This window comes from Telluria sp. ZB4P37 (assembly GCF_059685855.1).
Window position 1 is genome coordinate 39,076 of sequence record NZ_JCASID010000005.1, and the last position, 23,668, is coordinate 62,743.

Sequence of the window (23,668 nt, forward strand, 5' to 3'; positions counted from 1 at the left end):
ATGTCGATCGACCTGAAACAGCTGCGCTACTTCCTCGCGGTGGCCGAAGAGAAAAGCTTCTCGCGCGCGGCCGAACGCCTGCACATCTCGCAGCCACCCCTGAGCCAGCAGATCATGAAGCTCGAGAGCGAACTCGGGGTGCGTCTGTTTACCCGCACCACCCGCAGCTTCGAGCTGACGGTGGCCGGCAAGGCCTTGATGAGCGAGGCGGCCGAGCTGCTGGCCAAGATGCGCATGACGATCGACACCATCCGCCAGATCGACCGCGGCGAAGTGGGCCGCCTGCGCGTGGGCATCGTCGGCTCGGCGATGTGGGGGCCGATACCTGGCCTGCTCGAGCAGTTCCAGAGCCAGTACCCGCGCGTGACCTGGACCATCCATGAGCTGGGGCCGAACGACCAGTGGGAAGCGCTGCGCGCGCGCCAGATCGACGTCGGCTTCTGGCGCGAGCCGCGCATCGAGCCGGACGTGCTGAAACAGGCCAACCTGCGCCAGGACCTGTGCTCGCGCGAGGACGTGTGCGTGGCGATCAGCGAACGCCATCCGCTGGCGCGGCACGATGCCATCGAACTGATCGACATCGCCCATGAACCGATGCTCACCCTGCACCTGGAACAATCGGCCGAGCCGCGCTACCTGATCCAGTGCTGCGTGAATGCCGGCTTCCAGCCGGTGATTTTCCAGGAGGCGGCCGAGCCGCAGACGCTACTGGCCATGGTCGGCGCCGGCCTGGGCGTGGCGCTGCTGCCGCAAACCACCAGCCGCATCGGCTGGCCGGGCGTGCGCTTCCTGCCGGTGCGCACCAATGCGCCCTCGGCCAATTTGTACATCACTTACCTGGCGCAGGACGATGCGCCAGTGGTGAGGGCCTTCCTGAACATCCTGTTTCCGGATTCCGCGCCCCAGCCAGGGTAAGGCTCGAACGACGGCTCGAGATGCGGCCTACTGCCGCTTGATCTCGACGGCGACGGTATTGAGCGAGGCGATCTGGTGGCGCCGCTCGGCGGGCCGGGTCAGCACCCGCATCGTGATTTCCAGGGGAACACCGATGCCGGCCAGCTCGGTAGCGGCGCGCGGGCGCCCTTCGCTCGCGGCCTCGTGGATGGCGGCATCGATCAGCAGTGCAGTTTTATAGTCGTTTCGTCGGTCCATCCGTAAATCCTACCATTATTTGTGCATACAACATGCGCCTTCCGCTCTCATATGGTATGCCGGCCCGTTCCAGAAAAAAGGCGATCAGTCGGAAAGTCTCCATAAACTTCATTAAAAGGCCAACTTTCTTTATTCTGCGTTACTTTGCGCACCGTTCGCGGCCGCATCCTGGTGCAAACTCTTGTCAAAACATGAATACTTAAATAACCCCTTCCACAAGGAGCACACCATGAAAAACACCACCGCTACCATTTCCGCCCTGATGCTTGCCGTCGCAGTGATGGCCACCGGCTGCAAGAAAGCCGACGACAACCCGACCATGGGTCCTGCACAAGAAGCCGGCGCTGCCGTCGATAACGCAGGCGCAAAAGTCGCTGAAGAGACCAAGGAAGCCGCACGCGAGACCGAAGCCGCTGCCGACCGCGCCGCTGCCAACGTCGACGCCGCTGCCGAAAAAGCCGGCGACAACATCCAGGCTGCCGGCGCCGAAGTGAAGCAGGAAACCAAGGAAGCCGCTGCCGAAGTTCGTGCGGCATCGGACAAAGTGGGCGACAAGACTGGCGCCGCACTGGAACGTGCCGGCGAAAAGCTGCAGGAAAAGCGTTAATCGCTTAGTAGCTGCGCAGCAAAAAATCAATCCGGGGCTGCGGCCCCGGATTTTTTACGCCTGTATTCAGTGGGTCGCCCCGCCCACGTGGACGGCATCCTGCTCGACCGTCACCGCAACCTCGACCGCGATCCGGATCCCGGCAATGATGTCGCCAAGCGCCATCGACGGCGGATCGTCCATCCGGCCCACGGCCTGCTCGGGCAGGAAGGGCACGTGGATGAAACCCGCCTTCGCCGGGCGTCCCGCGGTGTAATGCATCAGGCCATAGAACACGTGGTTGCACACGAAGGTGCCGGCCGTCTGCGATACCGCCGCCCGCAAGCCGGCTGCGCGCATGGCTGCGACCATCGCCTTGATCGGCAGTGTCGTGAAATAGGCTGCCGGCCCATCGGCATCGATGGCCCGGTCCACCGGCTGGTGCCCGGCATTGTCGACGATCGAGGCGTCGTCCACATTGATCGCCACGCGCTCGACCGAGATCTCGGCGCGCCCGCCGGCCTGGCCCACGGCAATGACGACGCTCGGCTCGAGCTCGTCGACCATCCCCGCAAGCGCACGGTTGGCCTCGATGAAGACGCAAGGCAGCTGGCGCACTTCGACCCGGAAGCCTTCGGCGCTCCAGCCCTCTAGCGCGCGCACGGCCTCCCAGGCCGGGTTGATGGTCGCCCCGTTGAAGGGTTCGAAGCCGGTCAATAAAACGGTTTTCATCGGTTCATCAAGAAATACAGCAGGAAGATATTCGCTACGAGGAGCGGCAGCGCGGTGGGGATTTGGGCGCGGATCACGGCATTCTTGTCGGGCAGGTCGAGCAGCGCGGCCGGCACGATGTTGAAGTTCGCCGCCATCGGCGTCATCAATGTACCGCAATAGGCGCTGAACATGCCGATCGCCGCCATCACGGCCGGGTTGGCGCCATAGACCCCGACCAGCACCGGAATGCCGACGCCGCCCGCCATGACGGGGAAGGCCGCGAAGCCGTTACCCATCACGATCGTGAACAAGGCCATGCCGATGCAGAACACGGCCACTGCGATGAAGCGCGAATCCATGTTGATGTAGGACGTCGTCACATGCGCGACCGCCTTGCCTACGCCAGCTTCGGTAAACAGCAGGCCGAGCACCGCCAGCATGTGCGGCAGCACCACGGCCCAGCTCATCGCATCGACCAGCCGGCGTGCCTCGCGCACGCCCTGCAGGGGCGTCGAGCGCGTCAGCCAGCAAGCAGCAGCCAGGGCCACGATCGCGGCGCAGCCCAGGCTCACCAGGGTCAGGTGTTTCGGGTCGAGGAGCAGCATGCCGCCAAGCTGCACGTCCTTGAACAGGGTGGCGCCGAGCATGGTCACCAGCGGCAGCAGCAGCGCGGGGATGAACAGGCGGTTGCCGAGCCGCGCGCTGCTTTCGCGTCTCGCCTCTTCCGGCAGCGTCGCCGGTTTGCCCGCGGCGACGCCCTTGAAGCCGGCGACCAACGCCATCAGGATCATCAGCGCGCCCACAAAAGCCGGCGGCAGGCGCTCGCCCGCCAGGTAGAGCAGCGCATACAGGCCCCAGAACAGCGCGGTCGTGTAGCGGCGCGGGTTGCTGCGATCGACCAGGTTCATCAGCGCGACCGCCACGAACAGCAGGCCGACCAGCACGTAGAAAAATTCGAGCGTGATCATGCTGTCCCCACTACCTTCGCCATCGTGCGACGGATCTCCGCATCGAGCCGGCGCAGATTCCACGCATGGATGATGAAGGCCGTGATCGCGGTGGGGATGCCCCACAGCGCCATGTGCAGCGGATCGACCGCGATGCCTTCGGCATTCAGGATGGTCTGCATCAGCACGATCGCCCCGAAGGCGACAAAAATGTCTTCGCCGAAGAACAGGCCGACATTGTCGGTGGCCGCCGCCATCGCGCGGATGCGGTGGCGTACATGGTCGGGCAGCGCGCCGTACTGGGTTTCGGCCGCGGCTTCGGCCATCGGCGCCACCAGCGGGCGCACCATCGAGGCCTGGCCACCCAGGCTGGTCAGCCCGGCGGCGGCCGAGGTCTCGCGCGCGAACAGGTAGACGATCAGCAGGCGTCCCGCGGTCGCCGAGCGCACTTTTGCGATCGCAGTCTGGGCCCGCTCGCGCAGGCCGAAGCGCTCCAGCAAGCCGATGGCGGCCAGCGGCAGCAGCAGGATCAGCGGCAGGTTGCGCGTTTTGACAAAGGCGCTGCCGAGCGACTCCAGGATGGCAAGCAGCGGCATGAAGGCCGCGGCGCCGGTGACGCCGCAGGCGGCGACCACCACCAGCACCGGATTGGCGCGCAGCAGGAAGCCGGCGACGATGACTGCGACGCCGAGCAGCGGCCACAGGTTGACTGCAGGTTGCATGGATACTCCGGCCCAGGTTGAAAGCCGGGGAAGTTTAACCCATGTGTAAATTTACTATTGGAACGTTCAGCCCGGGCGAACGGGGTTGAAGGCGTCCTCGCCCACCACCGTATTCCACTGGCGCACATGGAAGGCGCGCACCAGCCCGTGGGTGACATAGGGGTCGCGCGCCGCGAACAGCTGCACCGGTTCCGGCGTGTCGCAGGAGAACATCAGCACTGCATGGTCGGCGGGTTCCACCAGGGCCCCGGCAATCACCAGCTCCCCGCGCTCCTGCGCCTCCCAGGCCAGCTTCAGGTGCGCATCGCGAAACTGGCCGCGGCGCTCGAGGTAGTCGGGGGCGAGGTCATACATGAGCAGGTAGTGCACGGGGTCTCCCGGTGAATGCGGCGCGTGGCCGGAACGGTGATGGTACTTGATCGTGCCGGGTTCTGCCGCTGCAATCTGCCTTGCCCGTCCGGCGCGGGCCCGATCCGGCCATGCCGGCATGCGGCGCGCATGAAGTGCGTGCAATGAGGCCTTTTCCCGACAAAATCAGCAGTTGACTGTAGGCAACACTGTGCCCGGCACGGCATAATCGCCTGCTGTCTCTTTGCCAACCAGGCCCCATGATGAAGCACTACCCGATCGCCTCCCTGGCCTTGCTTGGCCTGCTCGCACTGAGCGGCTGCAACGGCCCCGCCGACACGCCGCAAACGGTCCAGGCCAGCGTCTCGGCCCAGCATGCCCAGGTCCAGCTCGACACCCACCTGACGCACGAGGCGGCCCGGGCCGCTGCCGCCCTGCAGCCCGGGACCGGCGTCCACCAAGGCCAGTCGGCCCTGGTCGCCAGCGGACAGGAACTGGTGATCGACACAGGCGACCGCGAAGCCGTGCGCCTGTTCTACAATCGGCTCTACCTGGAAGCGCCTGTCGCGATGGGCTGGACCGGCAGCTATGCCGGCGCGGCCGCGGGCACCACCAGCGCCGCCTTCCAGGCCTCGACCCTGCAGCGCCTGAACTGGTACCGCGCGATGGCCGGCGTGCCGGCCGCGACGACCTTGTCGGCCGAGTATGGCGCCAAGGCCCAGCAGGCCGCGCTTATGATGAGCGCCAACGGCACGCTGTCGCATACGCCGCCGGCCACCTGGAAACTCTACAGCGCCGCAGGCGCGCAGGCTGCCGGCTCGTCGAACCTGGCGCTGGGCTCGACCGGTCCCGATGCGATCACCGCCTACATGCACGACTACGGCGACAACAATGCCGCGGTCGGCCACCGGCGCTGGATTTTGTATCCGCAGACCCGCACGTTCGGCAGCGGCGATGTGCCGGCCCTCGCCGCCAGCGGCGACTCCCCAGGCCTGTGGGGCGCCAATGCCCTGTGGGTATTCGACGGCAATTACCAGGGCCCGCGCCCGCGGGTGCGCGACGAGTTCGTCGCCTGGCCGTCGAAAGGCTTCATCCCCTACCAGGTTGTCTTCCCGCGCTGGTCCCTGTCCTACCCCGCTGCCGACTTCACGCAAGCCAAAGTGGCCGTCACCCGCGGTGGCGTGGCGGCCGAGGTGGTGCTCGAGCCGGTCAGCGCCAGCGCCGGCGAGAACACCCTGGTCTGGAAGCTCGCCGCCAATGCGCCGCTCGGACCGCACGGCCGGCCCGACGCCGACCTGCGCTATCAGGTCACGGTGTCGAACGTGATGGTCGCCGGCCAGGCCCGCAGCTTCGCCTACGAGGTGGTCGTGTTCGACCCCGCGGTGGCGGCGCCGAGTGCGCTGCGACCGGAACTGAGCGCGCCGGCGAACGTCCTGCCCGGCCAGGCCTACACGGTCCGGATCGGCGCCGTGCCCCAGGCCACGGCCTACAGCCTGCGCACCTGGCTGCGCAAGCCGCTCCAGGCCAGCAATGCCCCCGGCTTCGATGCGGGAACCTGGACGATCGCGCATGGCGGGACCCACTCGCTGTTCGGCCCCGGCGTGCTGAACTTCTACATGGCGCAAGGCAGCATGCAGGAGCAGTCGGCGCTGCTGAACCGGAAGCTGTCGGTCGCGCCTGGCGGCAGCATCACGCTCACCCGCACGATCCGCATGTCCTCGCCCAAACAGCGCTTCCATGTCCAGGTGTCAGTCGACGACGCCGCCACCTGGAGCGACGTGCATGCGGAACCGGGCCGGGTCTCGACCGTGGACGCGACCGAACGCATCACGGTCTCGCTGGCCCGCTACGCCGGCCGCAACCTGCGCCTGCGCTTCCTGGCCGACCAGTCGGGAGAAGCCTACCTGGGCCCGACCAGCGGCTGGACCGTCAGCAGCCTCGCCTTCGACGGCGTCGGCGAGCTGGTCGACGAGCGCGAATACCGCAGCGCCGACGGCAGCTTCACGCTCGCCGCCACCCAGCCGGGCACCTATGTCCTCAGCCCGCGCATCGAGCTGAAAGGCCTGTATTACGGCGACGACGGCATGCAGGTCCAGACGGTGGTCGATGGCGCGGTCCTGCACGGCCCGCGCGCGGCCTATACGGTCACGCGCCGGGACGGCGTGCTCACCATCGTCGACAACACGGGCCTGGACGGCACCCAGACCGTGCGCAACCCGTTCCGCCTCGAGTTCACCGACCTGACGCTGGCCTTCGACATCGAGGGCAATGCCGGCAAGGTCTACCGCCTGTACCGGGCCGCGCTCAACCGCGCGCCCGACCCCGCCGGCCTGGGCTTCTGGATCACCTCGATGGACGGCGGGCTCGGTATCGAGCCGATGGCGCGCGAGTTCGCCGGCTCGCCCGAGTTCGCGAGCCTGCTCGGCGCCGCGCCGACGCAGCAGCAGGTCATCACGGCGCTGTACCGCAACGTGCTGCACCGCCTGCCCGATGCCGCCGGGGCGGCCTACTGGCTGGACCAGATGGCGAAGGGCATGAGCGTCGAGCGGGTGCTGGTCGAGTTCAGCGAAAGCGCCGAAAACAAGCAGCAGGTGGCGGCGGAAGTGGAACTCGGCATCGGCTTTACCAGGAAATGAGACGGCGCCGGGCCGCCCGGTGCCAAGCGTGCGTGTCGGTCGCGGTCCCTATGTCACACTGGCTTGACAGCACAACCACTGCCAGGAGAACGCCATGCACCAGACCACCATCGCGGGCCAGCCGCTGCATCCGATCCTGATGGCCGCACCGGCCGTCCTCATTCCCTTCGGCTTCATCCTCGACGCCCTGCACAGCGCCACCGGCGACGAGGACTATGCCAAGGCCTCCTACTACAGCATGGCCGGCGGTGTGGTCGGCGGGCTGGCGGCCAGCGCGGTCGGGGTCGCGGACTACGTGGCCGAGAAGCCCGAGGGCGAAGCGAAACACCAGGGGCAAATGCACGCCATGATTACCGGCGCGGCGTTGCTGGCCAGCGTCGCCAACCTGATCCTGAAACGCGCCAACCGCCAGCACGGCACCGGCGCGCTGGTGCTGTCCGCCATCGCCGCGGCCGGCACCCTCGCCTCGAGCTATTACGGCAAGAGCGCCTCAGGCGAGCATGCCGAAGCGGGCGTGCATACCGACAACGACAAGGTGCGTATCGACCACACCAATGTCGATGTCGAGCAGTACGTGGCGGCCGGGCCGTCACCGCTGCATGCGCCGCAGTAAGCGCCACGCATCGCATGCGACATGGGGCCGCAAGGCCCCATGTCCTTGCTTTCTCCCCTTGCTGTTGTAATAAGCCCACTGTTCCACATCTCACCCTTGTCGCTGCTCACATTGCGAAGTGCCGCACAGAACAAAGCCGGGTCATGGGGGTAGACTTGGCCCCATGGACACTTCAAAGAAAATGGCGGCTGGGATCACCGGTTTGGCCAGCTTTTTGTGGCTGACGATGACGGCCGCGATTGCGGCCAACCAGCGCCGGCTGGTGTTCAATCCCTGCATCACCCCTGAAGTCGAAAGCCCGCGCAGCACCGGACATCGCACCCGCCCCATCGTCTTGCGCGCCAAGGACGGCACCCGCCTGTGCGGCTGGCTGCTGACCCCGCTGGTCCAGGGCCCGCGCCCCGCCGTCCTGTATTTCGGCGGCCGCTCCGAAGAAGTCTCCTGGGTGGCGCGCGACGCCGGCAAGCTCTTCCCGGGCATGACCGTGCTGGCCATGAATTACCGCGGCTACGGCCAGTCCCACGGCGCCCCCGATGAACTGCACATGATCGAAGACGGCTGCACCCTGTTCGACTGGGTGGCCGCCCTCGGCCAGGTCGACGCGGCGCGCATCGCCGTGGTCGGCCGCAGCCTGGGTTCGGGTGTCGCGGTGCAGGTGGCCAAGGAACGCCCGGCCAATTCGGTGGTGCTGATCACGCCCTACGATTCCATCCTCGCCATCGCCAAGCGGCGCTTCCGCGTGATGCCGATCGAATACATGCTGCGCCACCGTTTCGAGTCGATCAAGCATGCGCCTTCGCTCAAGGCCCCGACCTATGTGCTGCGCGCGGCAAGCGACGACGTGGTGCCGCATTCGCACACGGACCAATTGGTAGAGAAGCTCGCCACCCTGGTCGGCGACGACACTGTGCCGGCCTCGGACCACATGAACATCCCCTATCTCGAAGCGACCCAGGCGCTGATCGCCGGCTTCCTGACGCGCCGCTTCGCGCAGCCGGTCGCTGCTCCCCAACTGCCGGCAGCCGCCAATCCACCGGTGCTGGCCGAAGTCGGCATCGAAGTCGGCCCGAAACCGGTCGGCGCCAGCCCTGCGCCTGCACCCGGCCCCGAGCCGGTCCCGCAAGCGCCAGCCCAGACCCTGCTGGCCTCCGCCATAGCCGGCAAGATGGCCGCTATTGCAAAATAATTGCTGAAAATTATCAGCAGTTATATTTCCTTAGAATAAATTGCCAAGTAAAATCGTATTTGTCATCAATATGTCGCTTGATGCATATTTGACAGGTTGCGCTGCGTAGGGCCGGGTTGTGCCCGATACGCGGCGCCGCAGCGATTTTCTCTCCGGGCCTGGACCATGGAAAGGCCACATGTGCGACGCTGATGTTGCAACTAGGCTACACGTTTCAGGCACTGTCGAGAGAAACGACGCCGCGATACAAATCGTAACCCCTCATGCCGTCGACGGCTGACACAATGCGCTTCGCATGGTCGGCCTTGTCGGCTGTTGACGATGCAGCTTGCTCAGCCCGTTCCAAGCTTACCGTTGTGCCGGGTACAATATCGACATTCCAGGAGCCTCATTCATGAAATTCAAGCAATTCACCATGACCATCGCGGCGCTGTGCGTCGCAGGCAGCGCGGCTGCAGCACCGGCCGCACCCAAGCTCGGCATGGTCTACGATGCGGGCGGCAAGTTCGACAAATCGTTTAACCAGTCGGCCTTCGAGGGCCTGCAGCGCTTCAGCAAGGAAACCGGCATCAAGGTCTTCGAAGCGCAAGCCAGCAGCGACACCCAGGCCGAACAGGTCATGCGCGGCCTCGCCCGCAAGAAGCTCGACCTGATCGCCGCCATCGGTTTCTCGCAGACCCAGGCGGTCGCGAAGGTTGCCAAGGAATTCCCGAATGTCCGCTTCGTCCTGATCGACAGCATCGCGCCGGGTAACAACATCAATTCGGTGATGTTCAAGGAACAGGAAGGCTCCTACCTGGTGGGCGTCGCCGCCGCCATGGCCTCGAAGTCGAAGAAGCTCGGTTTCGTCGGCGGCATGGACATCCCCTTGATCCGCGCCTTCGCCTGCGGTTACGCACAAGGCGCAAAAGCACAGGTGCCGAAAGCCGAAATCGTCCAGAACATGGTCGGCACAACTGCCGCCGCCTGGAATGACCCTGCCAAGGGCGGCGAACTGGCACGCGCGCAGTTCGACCGCGGCGTCGACGTGGTGTTCGCGGTTGCCGGCGGCAGCGGCATGGGCACGCTGCAGATGGCCAAGGAAAAAGGCAAGCTGGCGATCGGCGTCGACTCGAACCAGAACTACCTGCATCCGGGCACCATGCTGACCTCGATGGTCAAGCGCGTGGACATCGCCGTCTACGATTCCTTCATGGCACAGAGGAACGGCACCTGGAAAGCAGGCGTCACCCACAAGGGCCTGAAAGAAGGCGGCGTGGACTGGGTGCTGGACAAGGACAACCGCAAGGTCGTCACGCCGGAGATGGAGAAGCGCGTCATGGGCGTGCGCTCCGACATCATCAACGGCAAGATCAAGGTCATCGACTACCGCGCCGCGAGCAGCTGCCCGGTCTGATTTACTCATCTCCGTGAAAAAGCGCGCCGCGCCGGTGAACCGGTCCGGCGCGCTTTTGAATGAAGCACACAGCATTGATTGCGCATGTGTTGAATGCGCACTACCTCTACTTTTTTACTGATCGCAATGCAGCCAGCCGTAGAATTTCGCAACATCAGCAAGGCCTTCGGGGCCGTGCAGGCGAACGCTGACGTCAGCTTCCCGATCGCCAAGGGCTCGATCCACGGTGTGATCGGCGAGAATGGCGCGGGCAAGTCCACCCTCATGAGCATCCTCTACGGCTATTACAATGCCGACAGCGGGCAGCTCTTGATCGACGGCCAGGAACGCACTATCCGCACCTCGCACGAAGCCATCGCGCTGGGCATCGGCATGGTCCACCAGCACTTCATGCTGGTCGAGAACATGACCGTGCTCGACAACGTCATGCTCGGCACCGAGGGCGGGTTCAAGCTGGCTGCCAAGCGCCTCGAAACGGAAAGCGCGCTGCGCGAGATCTGCGCCAGATACCGCCTCGACGTCGATCCGCTCGCCACCATCCACGATTTGTCGGTGGGCGCCCAGCAGCGCGTCGAGATCCTCAAGCAGATCTACCGCAGCGCCAATATCCTGATCCTGGACGAGCCGACCGCCGTGCTCACTGCCCAGGAAACCGCCTCGCTGTTCGAGATCCTGAAGCTGTTCAAGGAACAGGGCAAGACCATCATCCTGATCACCCACAAGCTGGGCGAGATCATGGAGATCACCGACCAGGTGACGGTGATGCGCGCCGGCCGCGTGGTCGGCGCCGTCGCCACCCGCGAAACCTCCAAGGAGCAGCTGGCCAACATGATGGTCGGCCGCCCGATCGAGGGCAACCTGCCGCGCAAGCCCTACAAGCCCGGCGCGCCGGTGCTGCAGGTCTCGAACCTCCAGCTCGAAGACAAGAACAAGGTCAGGCTCCTTAGCGACATCGACCTCACGGTGCGTGCCGGCGAGATCGTCGCGATTGCCGGCGTGTCCGGCAACGGCCAGAGCGAACTGATGGAAATCCTGTCGGGCATGCGCCTGCCGACCTCCGGCAAGGTCGAATTCCTGGGCAAGGAATTGCCTTACGCGCGCCGTTCGAACGCCGACGGCCTGCCTGCCGAATTCCGCGAGCTCGGTATCGGCCACGTGCCGGAAGACCGCCTGCGCGACGGCGTCATCAAGGACTTCTCGGTGATGCAGAACACCGTCTTCGGCTACCAGGACCGGGTCAAGAACAAGATCGGCCTGTTCGACTTCGACGCCATCGCCAAGCGCTGCGCCCACCTGCTCGAGGCCTTCGATGTGCGTCCAAAAAATCCGGACCTGCGCATCGGCCTCCTGTCGGGCGGCAACCAGCAGAAGGTCGTGATCGCGCGCGAAGTCTCGGCCAGCCCGAAATTGATGCTGGTCGGCCAGCCGACCCGCGGCGTCGACATCGGCACCATCGAAAGCATCCACACCCAGTTGCTGCGCCTGCGCGACGAAGGCGTGGCGATCCTGCTGGTCTCGACCGAGCTGGAAGAAGTGCGTGCCCTGGCCGACCGTATCGTGGTCGTATCAAGCGGACGCGTGACCGGGGAACTGAACATCGATGAATTCGACACCACCCGCATCGGCCTGCTGATGGGCGGGATGCATACATCCTGAGCGGGTAAAACAACACATGAAAACCACTGAACTCCCACGCTGGGCGACAGGCATCGCCCTGCCCCTCCTGAACCTGCTGTCGGCGCTGCTGGTGTCGGCGCTCGTCATCCACCTGCTGGGCGAGAGCCCGGTCGAATCGCTGCAGATCCTGGTCAACAGCGCCATCGTCAATCCGGAAGGCCTGAGCTATACGCTGTTCTACGCGTCGACCTTCGTGTTCACGGGCCTGGCGGTCTCGGTGGCGATGAAGGCCGGCCTGTTCAACATCGGCGCCGAAGGCCAGATGTACCTGGGCGGCCTGGGCCTGACCCTGGCGATGCTGACTTTTGATGCCACGCTCTCGCCCTGGCTGTTGATTCCGCTGGCGATGGTGGCCAGCGCCCTGTTCGGCGCCGGCTGGGCCTTCCTGCCCGGCTACCTGCAGGCCAAGCGCGGCAGCCACGTGGTGGTCACGACCATCATGTTCAACTTCATCGCCGCCAGCCTGATGAACTACCTCATCCTGAAGCTGATCCCCGAGGGCGACCAGAACCCGGCCAGCCGCGTGTTTGCGGAAGCCGCGTGGATGCCGCGCCTGGGCGAATGGTTCCCGGCGCTGGGCGACACCCCGCTGAACATCGGTTTCTTCATGGCGATCGCCGCGCTGGCGATCTACGGCGTCGTGATCTCGCGTTCGGCCTGGGGCTACAAGCTGCAGGCCACTGGCCTGAACCAGCACGCGGCCCACTACGCCGGCGTGCGCATCAGCCGCATGATCATCGTCGCGATGCTGATCTCGGGCGCCCTGGCCGGCCTGGCCGCGGTGAACTCGATCCTCGGCTCGACCCACTACCTGAGCCTGAACTTCCCGGCCGGCGCCGGCTTCATCGGCATTGCCATCGCCCTGATGGGCCGCCAGCACCCGGTAGGCATCTTCCTGTCCTCGGTCCTGTTCGGCGCCCTGATCCAGGGCGGCTTCGACCTGTCGCTGGAAAAACCGAACATCCCGCAGGAGACCTTCATTTTCATCCAGGGCCTGATCATCCTGTTCTGCGGCGCGATGGAGAATTTGTACGCGCCGGTGGTTCTGAAACTGATCAACGCAACACGTAAAGGTTAAGCCATGGAAGACTTCCAGTTCGCCAGTATCGTCGTCTCCACCATCCGCAATGCGCCGGTCCTGATCTTCGCGGCGATGGCCGGCCTGTTCGCCGAACGCAGCGGCGTGATCGACCTCGGCCTCGAGGGCAAGATCCTCGCCTCGGCATTTGTTTCGGCCGGCGTCGCCTACGCCTACCAGGACCCGTGGCTCGGCATCGCCGCCGGCATCCTGGCATCGAGCGTGCTCGCGATGGTGCAGGCGTTTGTGTCGATCACCCAGCGCGGCAACCAGCTGGTCGCGGGCATGGCGATCAATATTGCGATGAGCGGCCTGACCTTCGTGGTGGCGCAGTATTTCTTCCAGCAGGGCGGACGCACGCCGGAGCTGGGCGCGGCGCGCCTGACCGACGTGGTGCTGCCGGGGACCGCCGCGCTGGCGGACATCCCCTTCATCGGCTGGTTCTATGGCCACGTGATCGGCGGTCACTCGGCGCTGGTCTATGCTGCCTTCCTGCTGCTGCCGCTCGTGCACTGGCTGCTCTACCACAGCCGCTTCGGCCTGCGCCTGCGCGCCTGCGGCGAGAACCCGCATGCGGCCGACGCGGCCGGCGTGTCGGTACAGCAGACCCGCTACACGGCCATGCTGATCGCCGGCGTGCTGTGCTCGTTCTCGGGCGCCTACCTGTCGATCGTCCAGAGCGGCTTCTTCCTGCGCGACATGTCGGCCGGCGCCGGCTACCTGGCGCTGACGGCCATGGTGTTCGGCAACTGGCGTCCGCTGCACACGGTGCTGGGCTGCCTGATGTTCGGCTTCTTCGGCGCGGTCCAGATCCAGATCGAAGGCGTGGACCTGCCGGTGATCGGCCGCATCCCTGGTTCGCTGATCCAGATGATCCCGTACGTGCTGACCGTGATCGTGCTGGCAGGCCTGATGGCCAAGTCGGTGGCGCCGAAAGCGCTGGGACGTCCGTTCGTCAAATCGCGCTAAGCGCCTCGTGACGAATCGAGGGGACAATGCCGGCGGCATTGTCCCCTTTGTTTTTTACAGGGCCGGATCCAGGGTCTCCCCGCCGCCCCTGGCCCGCGCGCTAGAGCGCTTGAAGGTCCACAGCACCCCCACTCCCCCTGACACCCCGCTGTCTTTCACATGCAGCGGACTGTCCCGGTTTGCCGCGCCCTTGTAACTCTCGTAGCGCAGGTAGCCGAACACGCGCAGGTCGTCGTTCAGGCGGCGCGTACCGAACAGCCCCAGGCGGGTCAGGAGCAGGCCCGCATCCGCCGCGTACGCGGGCCGCGACAGCGTCGCGAACCGCGGCGCCACTTCATAGAAATGCCGGTTGATCTTGCGGTCGCCCAGCACGACCGACAGATTCCCTTCCAGCGACCACAGGCCGCGCTCGCCCGCCATTTCATATGCCAGGCGCGGCTCGAAGGTATAGCCACGGTTGTGCAGGCCGCCACGCGCCTCGATGACCGCGCGCAGGGGCAGCTCGACGCGCAGGCTGCGGTTGCCGCCGAGATCCGCCAGCTTCACCTTCAGGCGCGGGCCGAATTCCAGCAATGGCCCCAGGTCGGGCATCCCCTCGCGCTCGTCGACGTCGTCGGAGTCCGAGGGCAGCGCACCGGCGAAGCCGACATCGAGTTCGACCCGGTCGCTGCGGAACAGCCGCGCCGCGATGCCGGAACGGTCGGCGCGCAATACCTTGCCGCGGTAGACGATGTTGGGGAAGACCAGCAAGCGCGTTTCACGCTCGTCGGCGCCCGGGTAGGCGGGTGCGGAGATGGCGGCGGCGCCCAGGCCGATTTCCCAGAGCGGCAGGCCGCGTTCGGGGTCGGATTGGGCGGTGGCGGCGTTGGACAAGAGAAGGCAGGCGGCGCAGCAGGCGGCCTTGAGTGAGGTGGTCATGGTGGGATGAAGTGGAATCGGGATGAGCCGATTCTATCCAAGACCAGGGAGTCGATGCGCCGGGTACGTCGAATACTGACAGCGATCGACGGATTCCGCGCTGTAAAAACGTCATCCCCGCGAAGGGGATGACGGTCTTGAAGGTAGTGGTATTGGCTGGGCAGGCGATTCGATTACGCTAGCGATTCGCTACGACCAGAACCGATTACCCCTTCTCCGGCCAGATCGCCTGCAGCAGCGCCGCCAGGTTGTACCCGCCCTTGATCAGTTGCTGTTTGGCGATCTCCGAGCTTGGCACCGGGTAGTTGGCCGGTACTTCCAGCGCGAAGGTGTAGTAGGTCTCGCCCTTCTTGCCGGTTTGCGGAATCAGCTTGCCCGGCACTACTCCGTCAAAGGCCCGCTTGGCCACGAACAGTGAATGGTTGGCCCAGGCATACGGCACGACGATCGGGTCGCCTTCGATCTTCGGGATGTTCATGTTGCCGCCGATGACCTTGGTGGCGAACTGGTCCGGGGTCTTGGTCTGGATGCGGCGGAAGGCGTAGTCGACCGTGGTGCTGTCCCAGTACGAGTGGAAGGGCTTGGTCAGCGCCTTCGGCATGCCTTCGCGCACTGCGACCTGCTCGCCCGGGCCGATCAGGCCATCGGCCAGCGAGGTGATCTTTGCATCGTCCAGCAACAGGTTGTTGCTGCCGCGCGAGTCGAAGATCGCCACTTCGTTGACGTCGGCCTGGTTCGACGGCACCACGAATTTGCTGTCCTTGCCGACGTAGGCCGCGCCCACGTGCAGCGGCTGGTGGATATCGCCGGCAAAGTGGGCGATCAGGATCAGCGCCTGGCGCCTGGTGAACTTGTGCGGGTTCAGCTCAGGGTCGGTCTTGCCTTGCAGGACAGCGATGCACTGGCGTAGCGTCTGGACGATGTCCACGCCGGTGCGGCCGACGCCGTGGTCGTCGTAGTGGTCCTGCTGGAACGGCACGTTGGTGTAGTGGTATTTGTCGTGCTGCGGGTTGCCGTTGACGTAGTCGACCATCTCGGCAGTCTGCTCGCCGCAATAGGTGCCCTTGACGCAATCGGCCCAGTTGGCGACCAGTTCGAGCGACTCGCCCGGCTTGAGCAGCAGGGCAATTTCTTTCTGCGCCTTGGTGCCCTTGAGCAGCTTGTCGGCGATCGCGCCGATGGCCTTGTGGCCGTCGCGGCCCCAGGCCATGGCGTCGAAGGATGCGAATGCGCCCGTCAGCGCGAGTACGACTGCTAGTTTTTTCATGGTCTTTCCTCGTTGGACAGTTCTGCTTACTTGATCTTCACAATGCGCGGCGCGCTTGGTGCCAGCGATGCTCCCTGCGCCTCGACGGCGCGCAGGAATTCGGTGAACGCGTCGAGGTCGAGCATGCCGGTCTCGAGACGGTTCGTGCCCTTGGCGAATTCGGGGAAGTTGTCGCCGCCCTCGGCCAGGAAGTTGTTGGCGACGATGCGGTAGGTTTTGGCATCAATCAGCGGCGCGCCGTTGACGCGGATGCTGCCCGGGACCACACGGCTGCCGACCGGACGCTTCTCGTCCCACTGGTAGCTGAAGCCATTCGACACCTGCAGGATCGCCGGATCGGCCGAGCCCGGGCGCGCCCACTGCTGCTCGAGCAGGCTTCGGATCTGGGCGCCGCTCAGGTCCATGACCACCAGGGTATTGCCGAACGGGAGCACAGCCTGGGTCTGGCCGAAGGCGGCCACATTGTTCTCGCCCGCCTCCAGGTCCTTGCGGATGCCGCCCTCGTTCATGAAGCCGACCTGGACGCCGAGGTTGCGCGTGGCTGCCAGCACCGCATCGGCAATCGTGCTGCCCAGCGCCGATTCGCCTGCGTCGTTCTTCTTGCGCAGCACCGGCGCCGCGGCCAGGCGCGCCACCGGGCGCGTCAAGGCTGCGCGGCTGCTTTCCTTGAGCGAGGCGATAAAGGCCGCCATCTTCGGGTCGGCCGGGAAGTCGCCTGGTTTCAGCACGACGTTCCGTACCTGCAGGTCGATGACCGTGTCGGTACCGGCATCGACCTTCATGGCGATGCGCGTCGCCAGGTGGCCGTAGGAGCCGGCCTGGGTCACGGTGCGGCCCTCGACCTGGCACAAATAGCCCTGGTGCGAGTGGCCGGAAATGACCAGCCGGATCGACGGGTCGAGCCTTTTCACGATGTCGACCAGCGGGCCTTTCAGGTTGGTGCAGCCCGGGCTCATCGGGTTGTCCTTGGTGGTGCCGCCTTCGTGCACCAGCGCGACGATGACGTCGGCGCCTTGCGCGCGCATGGCAGGGATGGCGCGGTTGATCGCCTCGGCTTCGTCGCCGAACTTCAGGCCGGCGATACCCGAGGCCATGACGACCGACCGGGTGTCCTGCAGCACGACGCCGACCAGGCCGATTTTCACGCCTTTCACGGTCTCGATCTTGAAACCCGGGATGAAGGGCTGGCCAGTGGCGCTATCGACCACGTTGGCGGCCAGGTAGGTGAACTTCGCCCCGCCATAGTTCGGTCCCATCTGGCAGGCCTTGGTCGGGCGTACCGAGTCGCAGCCGCCGTTCTGCTGGCGCAGCAGTTCCTTGCGGCCGGCGTCGAATTCGTGGTTGCCGACTGCGCTCGCGCGCAGTCCCATCATATTCATGGCTTCGATGGTCGGCTCGTCGGCCCACAGCGAAGACATCGCCGGGCTGGCGCCCACCAGGTCGCCGGCGGAAACAAACAGCAGGTCCTTGTCTTCCTTGCGCCAGGCCTGCAGCGCCGCCGCCACGGCTTCGGCGCCGCCGGCGCGGATCGCCGCGGTCCTGGCGCCGTCGGCGCCGGTCGGCGTGTAGCGGCTCGGCTCGAGGTTGCCGTGGAAATCGTTGATGGCGACGATGTTGACGGTCACCGGCTCGCGGCTTGAGGTAGCGGCGCAACCAGCGACGGCGAGCGAAACTGCCAGCGCCAGCGCGGCGCGGGAAAGGCGTGCCGGGGCACGAAGGGAAACGGTCATGGACTATTCTCGATCAGGGACGGGAGGCCGGCTGCGGCCCTCGGCATTATTGCATGGGCCAACGGGCGACGGCCATCTTTACAGGCGCGAAAAACACCGCTCTCACCCATAAAAAAACGGCCAGTGTCGCCACTGGCCGTTCTTCACATCAGGCTAGGAATCCAGGTACTTAGAATTCGTACTTGACGGTTGCCTGGATCGCCCACTGCGATTCGCCCTTGGCCTGGCGAACGTCGAGGTCTTCCACGTTGTTACGCACTGCGTACACGTATTTGCCAGCAGCATTCAGGCCGACGTAGTCGACGAAGCTGCGAGCCTGCGCGCCGGCGGACTGGAAGCCCACTTCTTCGATACGGCCCCACTTCTTGTTCAGCAGGTTGCCGAAGTTCAGGATGTCGAGCGAGAAGCTGGCCTTGTGCTTGGCCATGAAGCCAGGTATTTCCTGGGTGATCTTCACGTCGAAGCTGTTGGTCCATGGCGAGAAGGCGCTGTTACGCTCCACGACGCCACCCTTTGCATTGCGCAGGGCCTTGTTCGCTTCGACGATGTCGAAGAACTTGGTCTCGTTGGCCTTGTTGGTCGCGGTGTCGCCGAAGAACACGACTTCGCCCGAACCGACGCCCGACGGGATGTACATCAGGTCATTGCCTGCCAGGCCATCGCCATTCAGGTCGTTGTTGATGGTCCAGCTGTACGGCTTGCCCTCACGGCCTTCATAGAAGACGCCGAGGCGGGTGCGGTAGTTGCCGAAGAAGCGGTTCTCCCACGACAGACGGGCGTTGATACGGTCTTTCACCAGGTACGACGAGTTGGCGGCAACTTCTTCGTTCGGGTTGAAGACCGAGCGGCCCGACCAGCTCGAGTTCGAGGTCGACGAGGTCAGCGGCGAGACTTCGGTCGCGTTGGTGTGCGAGTAAGCCACCGACCAGCCGAAGCCCTTGCGGGTCGGGCTCGTCACGGACAGGGTCACGACCTGGGCGTCGCCCTTGTCGGTACGCTGTGCCAGCAGCACGCGGTCATAGCTCTGGTTCGACAGCGCCTTGGCGGTGTTCTGGCAGCCGGTTGCCGTACCCACCGAGTTGTTGGTGAAGGTATAGCAGTTGGCGCTCAGGCCGTTGGCGTTGTAGTACAGCGCGCGGCCATCGGTGCCCGTGCGGGTCGGTGCGCCCAGGTTCAGGTGCTGGTAGAAGATCGCGTCCTTGTTCTGGGTCGCCAGCAGCTCGGCGCCGAACACCAGGCCGTTCCATGGCAGCTCATGCTCGAATGCCAGGTTGGCTTTCCAGATCGACGGCTGCTTCAGGTCCGGCGACAGGATGTCGACGTTGGCTGCCGGGGTCGAGCCGGTGACCGTACGCTGTGCGTTCACGTTCGGGGTGAACAGGCCGTCGGTGTTCGGGCAGCGGGTTGCGCCATTGCCCGAGCAGGTGATGCTGCGGGTTGCTGCGCCCGGGTTCGAGAACGGGTTCGACATCCACACGGTCGCCGCGGCGCCCTGGAACAGGCCGGCGCCACCGCGCAGCTGCATCGGACGGGCCGAGTCGAACTTGTAGTTGAAGCCGACGCGCGGCTGCCACAGCTTGTTGCCGTCGAAGGTACGGGTGTTGTCGAGGCTGTAGCCGCCGGTCTGGCGCGTGAAGGTCGCTGGATTGCCGGCGACGGTCGGCTGGGCCACGGCCGCGTTGCGCAGCGGGTTGTTGTCGACGTTGGTCAGGTCGACGCGGACGCCGGCGCTGACGGTCAGGTTCTTGTTGACGGTCCAGTTATCCTGCAGGAAGAAACCGGTGTTCTTCATCGTGAACTGGGCAATCGCGTTGCTCAGCGAACCGCCGGCGACCGGCAGCTGCACGGTGTACGACGACGGACGGCCGCGCGAGAAGTTCTCGTAGATCGCAGCGTCGATCTGGGCTGCGGTCGCGGTGGCGCAATTGACGGCGCCGGCAGCGGATGCGCCCGGCACGTTGGCGTAGGTGAAGTTGTTATCGCACTGGAAGGTGTAGTTACCGTACACGTTCTGCAGGAAGGCGTTGTACACCTCGTTCGAGGTGTAGTCGGCACCGGCCTTGAACTCGTGGTCGCCCCACAGGTAGTTGGCGCCGGCGTAGATGTCGAGGGTCTTGGTGCCCAGCACGTTGTTGTGGCGGCTGCTCTCGGTACCGGTGTTCAGGAAACGGGTGCCGGTGCGGGTGCCGCTCGGCGCGTCCGACGGCAGCGGGCCGCTGAACGAGAACGACATGGCCGGCAGGGTCGCGTTGTTGATCGGTACCGAATCATAGTCGCGCTGCGAGACCTTGAATTCGGTCGAGAAGTTCTGGGTCCAGTCCGAGAACACCTGGCCGACCACGGTTTCGATGGCCTTGTCCTGTTTGTAGAACTGCGAGCTCAGCGCCACGCCGCTCTGCGAGAAGCCCGGGAAGATCGGCTCGTTCTGCGAGGTCTTCGAGTAGCGCAGGTTGGCGCGGTGATCGTCGCTGATGTTCCAGTCGAACTTGATCATGCGCTCTTCGACCTTCATCTTGGTGCCGCTTGGCACTTCGGTGCTACCCAGGTCGAAGTTGTAGCGGCTCTTGGCGATGTCCGTCAGGCGCGCGATCTGGACCGGGCTGATGCCGACGGTGGTGCCGGCACCCGTGCCGATGGCGCCGAATTCCGGGCCGCTGCGGCTGCTTTCGTAGTTCTCTGCCAGGGCGAAGAAGAACAGCTTGTCCTGGACCAGCGGGCCGCTGACCCACAGGCCCTTGGTGTTATCCTTGAAGTTCGGCGCGTCGACGTAAGCGTCGGTGGAGCGGTTGTAGCGCTTGCCGACCAGGCGGTCGTCGCGGGTCACGTAGTAGGCGCCGCCGTGGTACGTGTTGGTGCCCGACTTGGTGACGGCGTTGACGTTGGCGCCGGTGTAGCCGCGCTGGGTCACGTCATAGTTGGCGACGTTGACCTGCACCGAGGCGATGGCTTCCATCGAGATCGGCTGGCGGGCGGTCGGGCTGCCGTTGGCTTCCAGGCCGAAGGTATCGTTCACGGCCACGCCGTCGATGGTCATCGAGTTGTAGCGCGAGTTCTGGCCGGCCACGGACATTTCGCCGCGGTCCTTGTCGGTCTGCGAGATGCGCGGATCGATACGCGCGAAGTCCTGCAGGTTGCGGTTGATCGATGCCTGGGTTTCCAGGTCGGCACGCGAGATGGCGGTGACCGAACCCATGGTGTTTTTCGAGAAAATCTCCGAGCGGGCAGCCGAACCGGTCACGGTCACGGTCTGCATTTTCTGGCCCAGGGTCGCATCGACGGCGGCGGTTTCGGCCAGCTCGACGAACACGTTCTCGCGGCGCTCGGTGACGCCATCCTTGGTGATGACGATCGTGTAAGGACCGCCCACGCGCAGGCCGCGTGCAACGTAACGGCCTTCCGCGTCGGTGACGACATTACTGACAGAACCGGACTCAGCGTGAACAATCTGCACCTGGGCGCCGACTGCAGGCTTGCCGTCTGCGACCGAAATACGGCCGCCGATGGCCGAGGTGGTGTTCTGTGCAAAGACTGGCGCGGCAGCCAAGGCAACCGACAAAGCCAGCGCGAGTTTGGTGAGCCGGATCTGTTGTTGAGTGATCATTGATAACCCCAAAAGGAACTAAATAGTTGTAACGGGCAGCCGACGGTTGCCCCTCTCTTACATTATTGCAATCTTAATTTGCTGCATGTAGCGCCGGCGAGCCTGCCGACTGGCGGCGGCAAGTCTAACCTGTCAATGTTTCAACAAAATTACACGGCGGCGTTGGTGGTAACGACTTCAAGAACTATGGACATCAATGTCCAATATGCATGACCGTTAACATTCCGGCAAATTCGTTTTGGCTTAGGTATTTATACGTTCAAGCTATAAATACAGATCAGCAGCTTGATCTTGCGCTACAAACTTGGGAGTTACCCAAGTGAAATTACAGCCGGAATTATACGGGGGGCGTTCCGAGACGAAATTTTTTTGACATAAATTTGTCGGAAGCAAGCTAGGCGGGAAGGAATTTGTAGCAAGATGGCCACAAAAATCAGGGCGACGCTAATCCATGATCAAAAAGTTACCAATTTTAGATAACTACCAGGCGATCCGGCGCGCTGCCGGACCGCCTGTCGCGACGCTTATTTTCCCGGCGTTTGTGTCTTAACGAGGCTGGCAATTCTGGCTTCGAAGGCGGCAAAACGGGCGTCCAGCTGGCGGCTCAGGCGTTGTTTTTCTGCCACCGGCAGGAAGGCGTAGCGGATGCTGTTGTATGAGGTCTTCTTGAGCTCCGCATAGCCCGGCTTGTAGCGGCTGGCGAACAGCACGTACTCGTTCGACAGCGTATGGCGGGTCACGCCGGCATCGTCGGTCGAGATCACGTAGGGAACGCCGTATTTGCGGTACAGGGTGACCGGGTGGTTCGCCCCTTCGATGCCGTTGATGAAGCTGTTCGAGGTCAGGTTGATCTCGACCGGGATGTCGTCCTTGCGCATCTTCGCAAGGATGGCCGGTGCGTTCGATTCGTGCGCCAGGTCGATGCCGTGGCCGATCCGGTCGGCGCCAGCGACCACCAGGGCCTGGTCGATGTGGAATTTCAGGCCTTCCGGCGGCACGTCACCCAGCGCCAGTTCGCCCGCATGCATCGCCACCTTCACATCGGGATAGCGGGCTTTCAGGAAGCGGAACATCTTCATGTGCAGCGCGTAGTCGCGCATCGAGACCATGGTGCTTTCCTGGCCCACGATGTTCACGCCGACGATCTTGTCGCTCATTTTCGCGGACTTGAAGCCGGACACCATCGACGAGAACACCTGCGAGGGGTTCAGCAGGCGCAGCACGTAGGTCTGGTAGCGCATGGTGAAGCGCTCGTCGTCGATGCCCTCGGCCGACTCGTGGATCTTCGTCACGAAATCTTCGGTGGACTTGCGGAACGCTGCGTCCTGCTCCAGAACGGCCAGCCAGGCGCCCATCTGCGCGTCAAACGCCTTGTCGTCATTGGCGTTCTGCCAGGCCTGCTGGTCGAAGTCCTTGTTGACCACAAAAGGAGACATCTTGAACATGGTCTCGATATAGCCGACGTTTTCTTCGATCGCGCGCTTCTTCAGCTCCTGCAGGCCTTCGCGGAAGTTCGCGTTCGACACCGGGCCAAAGAAGCCGAAGGTCTGGAAGAACAGGCGGTCCGGCGGCGGCTGGACCGCGCCGTGGTTGTGGAAGTCCTTGTTCGACCAGCGCTGCAGCACTTCGCGATAGGTGAAGTCGTCGGCATAGACTTCGGCGCTGGACAGGCAGTTGCGTTCGTCCGCCGGCCTGGCGCGCTCCTGGGCGATCACGTCCTTCTTCGTCTCGATGCGGTAGGTCTGCTTGTTGACGCACAGGCCCTGGCGGTCCACGAAATCGAGATACTGCTCGGCATAGACCGATCCCGAGTAATGGTGGTGCAGGTCACCGCCCTTGGGCATCTGGGTGAAGAACAGGGTCAGCTCGGCCGTTTTCGGCTCACCGGCGACCAGGCTCGCGTAATGGCGCGCCGTGGCCGCTTCGTTGATGGTGGATGCCGGGCCCTTGGCCAGCGCCTGCGGGGCGCCAGCAACGGCCAGGGCGAGCATGGCGCTGCCGGTCAGTTTGATGTGCATGGGTGGTGACTTTCTGGTGCGGTTAAATGCGGGCCAGGGCTCGCGGTGACCGCGCAACTCTATACGGTTGAGTTGGGGTTGGCAATATGGCCAATGGCCGCCTTGCCGAA

At 64.5% G+C, this 23,668-nt stretch carries 19 protein-coding genes; 9 read left to right on the top strand and 10 right to left on the bottom strand.

Going from position 1 to position 23,668, the window contains the following annotated elements; translation table 11 throughout:
• Positions 1 to 915 (top strand): LysR family transcriptional regulator, encoded by a 915-nt coding sequence (locus AC56K1_RS10840; protein WP_497157849.1) that lies wholly within the window; start codon positions 1 to 3, stop codon positions 913 to 915.
• 27 nt (positions 916 to 942) lie between these two features.
• Here AC56K1_RS10840 and AC56K1_RS10845 read toward each other — a convergent pair whose 3' ends face one another.
• The gene (locus AC56K1_RS10845; protein ID WP_171087891.1) at positions 943 to 1,152 is read right to left on the bottom strand and encodes a hypothetical protein; all 210 of its coding nucleotides are present in this window, start codon (positions 1,150 to 1,152) and stop codon (positions 943 to 945) included.
• A gap of 229 nt (positions 1,153 to 1,381) precedes the next feature.
• On the opposite strand from AC56K1_RS10845, the gene AC56K1_RS10850 reads away from it, so the two are divergent.
• The gene (locus AC56K1_RS10850; RefSeq protein WP_497157850.1) at positions 1,382 to 1,759 is read left to right on the top strand and encodes a hypothetical protein; all 378 of its coding nucleotides are present in this window, start codon (positions 1,382 to 1,384) and stop codon (positions 1,757 to 1,759) included.
• Positions 1,760 to 1,825: 66 nt separating this feature from the next.
• Here the strand turns inward: AC56K1_RS10850 and pcp are convergent, their stop codons facing one another.
• From pcp to AC56K1_RS10870, 4 genes are all read right to left on the bottom strand, one after another.
• Positions 1,826 to 2,470, bottom strand: coding sequence for a pyroglutamyl-peptidase I (pcp, locus tag AC56K1_RS10855; RefSeq protein WP_497157851.1), 645 nt, complete (start codon positions 2,468 to 2,470; stop codon positions 1,826 to 1,828).
• Positions 2,467 to 3,420, bottom strand: a complete 954-nt coding sequence (locus AC56K1_RS10860) for a DUF979 domain-containing protein (protein WP_497157852.1) — start codon at positions 3,418 to 3,420, stop codon at positions 2,467 to 2,469. Before AC56K1_RS10860 ends, pcp begins: the two co-directional genes overlap by 4 nt.
• A complete protein-coding gene (locus tag AC56K1_RS10865; protein WP_497157853.1) occupies positions 3,417 to 4,121 on the bottom strand; it encodes a DUF969 domain-containing protein in 705 nt (234 codons plus the stop codon). Before AC56K1_RS10865 ends, AC56K1_RS10860 begins: the two co-directional genes overlap by 4 nt.
• 66 nt (positions 4,122 to 4,187) lie before the next feature.
• Positions 4,188 to 4,490: a YciI-like protein gene (locus tag AC56K1_RS10870; RefSeq protein ID WP_497157854.1), complete on the bottom strand. Its 303-nt coding sequence runs from the start codon at positions 4,488 to 4,490 to the stop codon at positions 4,188 to 4,190.
• Between the two features lie 239 nt (positions 4,491 to 4,729).
• Between AC56K1_RS10870 and AC56K1_RS10875 the strand changes: the two genes are divergently transcribed.
• The 7 genes from AC56K1_RS10875 (at position 4,730) to AC56K1_RS10905 (ending at position 14,024) form a co-directional block, all read left to right on the top strand.
• A complete protein-coding gene (locus AC56K1_RS10875; RefSeq protein ID WP_497157855.1) occupies positions 4,730 to 7,105 on the top strand; it encodes a DUF4214 domain-containing protein in 2,376 nt (791 codons plus the stop codon).
• 94 nt (positions 7,106 to 7,199) lie between these two features.
• A complete protein-coding gene (locus AC56K1_RS10880) occupies positions 7,200 to 7,718 on the top strand; it encodes a DUF2231 domain-containing protein (RefSeq protein ID WP_497157856.1) in 519 nt (172 codons plus the stop codon).
• A gap of 163 nt (positions 7,719 to 7,881) precedes the next feature.
• Positions 7,882 to 8,904 (top strand): alpha/beta hydrolase, encoded by a 1,023-nt coding sequence (locus tag AC56K1_RS10885; protein ID WP_497157857.1) that lies wholly within the window; start codon positions 7,882 to 7,884, stop codon positions 8,902 to 8,904.
• Positions 8,905 to 9,298: 394 nt separating this feature from the next.
• Positions 9,299 to 10,300 (top strand): BMP family lipoprotein, encoded by a 1,002-nt coding sequence (locus AC56K1_RS10890; RefSeq protein WP_497157858.1) that lies wholly within the window; start codon positions 9,299 to 9,301, stop codon positions 10,298 to 10,300.
• A gap of 126 nt (positions 10,301 to 10,426) precedes the next feature.
• Complete coding sequence (locus AC56K1_RS10895) at positions 10,427 to 11,956, top strand: ABC transporter ATP-binding protein (RefSeq protein ID WP_497157859.1); 1,530 nt, start codon at positions 10,427 to 10,429, stop codon at positions 11,954 to 11,956.
• A gap of 16 nt (positions 11,957 to 11,972) precedes the next feature.
• On the top strand, positions 11,973 to 13,055 hold the full coding sequence (locus AC56K1_RS10900) for an ABC transporter permease (protein WP_497157860.1): 1,083 nt from the start codon (positions 11,973 to 11,975) through the stop codon (positions 13,053 to 13,055).
• Between the two features lie 3 nt (positions 13,056 to 13,058).
• Positions 13,059 to 14,024, top strand: coding sequence for an ABC transporter permease (locus AC56K1_RS10905; RefSeq protein WP_497157861.1), 966 nt, complete (start codon positions 13,059 to 13,061; stop codon positions 14,022 to 14,024).
• Between the two features lie 54 nt (positions 14,025 to 14,078).
• Here AC56K1_RS10905 and AC56K1_RS10910 read toward each other — a convergent pair whose 3' ends face one another.
• The 5 genes from AC56K1_RS10910 to AC56K1_RS10930 form a co-directional block, all read right to left on the bottom strand.
• The gene (locus tag AC56K1_RS10910) at positions 14,079 to 14,942 is read right to left on the bottom strand and encodes a MipA/OmpV family protein (RefSeq protein WP_497157862.1); all 864 of its coding nucleotides are present in this window, start codon (positions 14,940 to 14,942) and stop codon (positions 14,079 to 14,081) included.
• A 205-nt stretch (positions 14,943 to 15,147) separates the two neighbouring features.
• A complete protein-coding gene (locus AC56K1_RS10915) occupies positions 15,148 to 16,209 on the bottom strand; it encodes a S1/P1 nuclease (protein WP_497157863.1) in 1,062 nt (353 codons plus the stop codon).
• 26 nt (positions 16,210 to 16,235) lie between these two features.
• Entirely contained in the window at positions 16,236 to 17,939 is a 1,704-nt protein-coding gene (locus AC56K1_RS10920; protein ID WP_497157864.1) for a bifunctional metallophosphatase/5'-nucleotidase, read from the bottom strand.
• Between the two features lie 169 nt (positions 17,940 to 18,108).
• Positions 18,109 to 21,540 carry a TonB-dependent receptor gene (locus tag AC56K1_RS10925; RefSeq protein WP_497157865.1) on the bottom strand — a complete coding sequence of 1,144 codons (3,432 nt, stop codon included), beginning with the start codon at positions 21,538 to 21,540 and terminating at the stop codon, positions 18,109 to 18,111.
• Between the two features lie 524 nt (positions 21,541 to 22,064).
• Complete coding sequence (locus AC56K1_RS10930; protein ID WP_497157866.1) at positions 22,065 to 23,558, bottom strand: adenosine deaminase; 1,494 nt, start codon at positions 23,556 to 23,558, stop codon at positions 22,065 to 22,067.
• Positions 23,559 to 23,668: the final 110 nt, after the last annotated feature.

Bases quoted from the DNA above. Each gene is read 5' to 3' on its own strand.
- AC56K1_RS10875 (WP_497157855.1), top strand. From the start codon at position 4,730: ATGATGAAGCACTACCCGATCGCCTCCCTGGCCTTGCTTGGCCTGCTC.
- AC56K1_RS10895 (WP_497157859.1), top strand. From the start codon at position 10,427: ATGCAGCCAGCCGTAGAATTTCGCAACATCAGCAAGGCCTTCGGGGCC.
- AC56K1_RS10905 (WP_497157861.1), top strand. From the start codon at position 13,059: ATGGAAGACTTCCAGTTCGCCAGTATCGTCGTCTCCACCATCCGCAAT.
- AC56K1_RS10840 (WP_497157849.1), top strand. From the start codon at position 1: ATGTCGATCGACCTGAAACAGCTGCGCTACTTCCTCGCGGTGGCCGAA.
- AC56K1_RS10920 (WP_497157864.1), bottom strand. From the start codon at position 17,939: ATGACCGTTTCCCTTCGTGCCCCGGCACGCCTTTCCCGCGCCGCGCTG.
- AC56K1_RS10890 (WP_497157858.1), top strand. From the start codon at position 9,299: ATGAAATTCAAGCAATTCACCATGACCATCGCGGCGCTGTGCGTCGCA.
- AC56K1_RS10900 (WP_497157860.1), top strand. From the start codon at position 11,973: ATGAAAACCACTGAACTCCCACGCTGGGCGACAGGCATCGCCCTGCCC.
- AC56K1_RS10930 (WP_497157866.1), bottom strand. From the start codon at position 23,558: ATGCACATCAAACTGACCGGCAGCGCCATGCTCGCCCTGGCCGTTGCT.
- AC56K1_RS10865 (WP_497157853.1), bottom strand. From the start codon at position 4,121: ATGCAACCTGCAGTCAACCTGTGGCCGCTGCTCGGCGTCGCAGTCATC.
- AC56K1_RS10860 (WP_497157852.1), bottom strand. From the start codon at position 3,420: ATGATCACGCTCGAATTTTTCTACGTGCTGGTCGGCCTGCTGTTCGTG.
- AC56K1_RS10915 (WP_497157863.1), bottom strand. From the start codon at position 16,209: ATGAAAAAACTAGCAGTCGTACTCGCGCTGACGGGCGCATTCGCATCC.
- pcp (WP_497157851.1), bottom strand. From the start codon at position 2,470: ATGAAAACCGTTTTATTGACCGGCTTCGAACCCTTCAACGGGGCGACC.
- AC56K1_RS10850 (WP_497157850.1), top strand. From the start codon at position 1,382: ATGAAAAACACCACCGCTACCATTTCCGCCCTGATGCTTGCCGTCGCA.
- AC56K1_RS10885 (WP_497157857.1), top strand. From the start codon at position 7,882: ATGGACACTTCAAAGAAAATGGCGGCTGGGATCACCGGTTTGGCCAGC.
- AC56K1_RS10880 (WP_497157856.1), top strand. From the start codon at position 7,200: ATGCACCAGACCACCATCGCGGGCCAGCCGCTGCATCCGATCCTGATG.
- AC56K1_RS10925 (WP_497157865.1), bottom strand. From the start codon at position 21,540: ATGATCACTCAACAACAGATCCGGCTCACCAAACTCGCGCTGGCTTTG.
- AC56K1_RS10845 (WP_171087891.1), bottom strand. From the start codon at position 1,152: ATGGACCGACGAAACGACTATAAAACTGCACTGCTGATCGATGCCGCC.
- AC56K1_RS10910 (WP_497157862.1), bottom strand. From the start codon at position 14,942: ATGACCACCTCACTCAAGGCCGCCTGCTGCGCCGCCTGCCTTCTCTTG.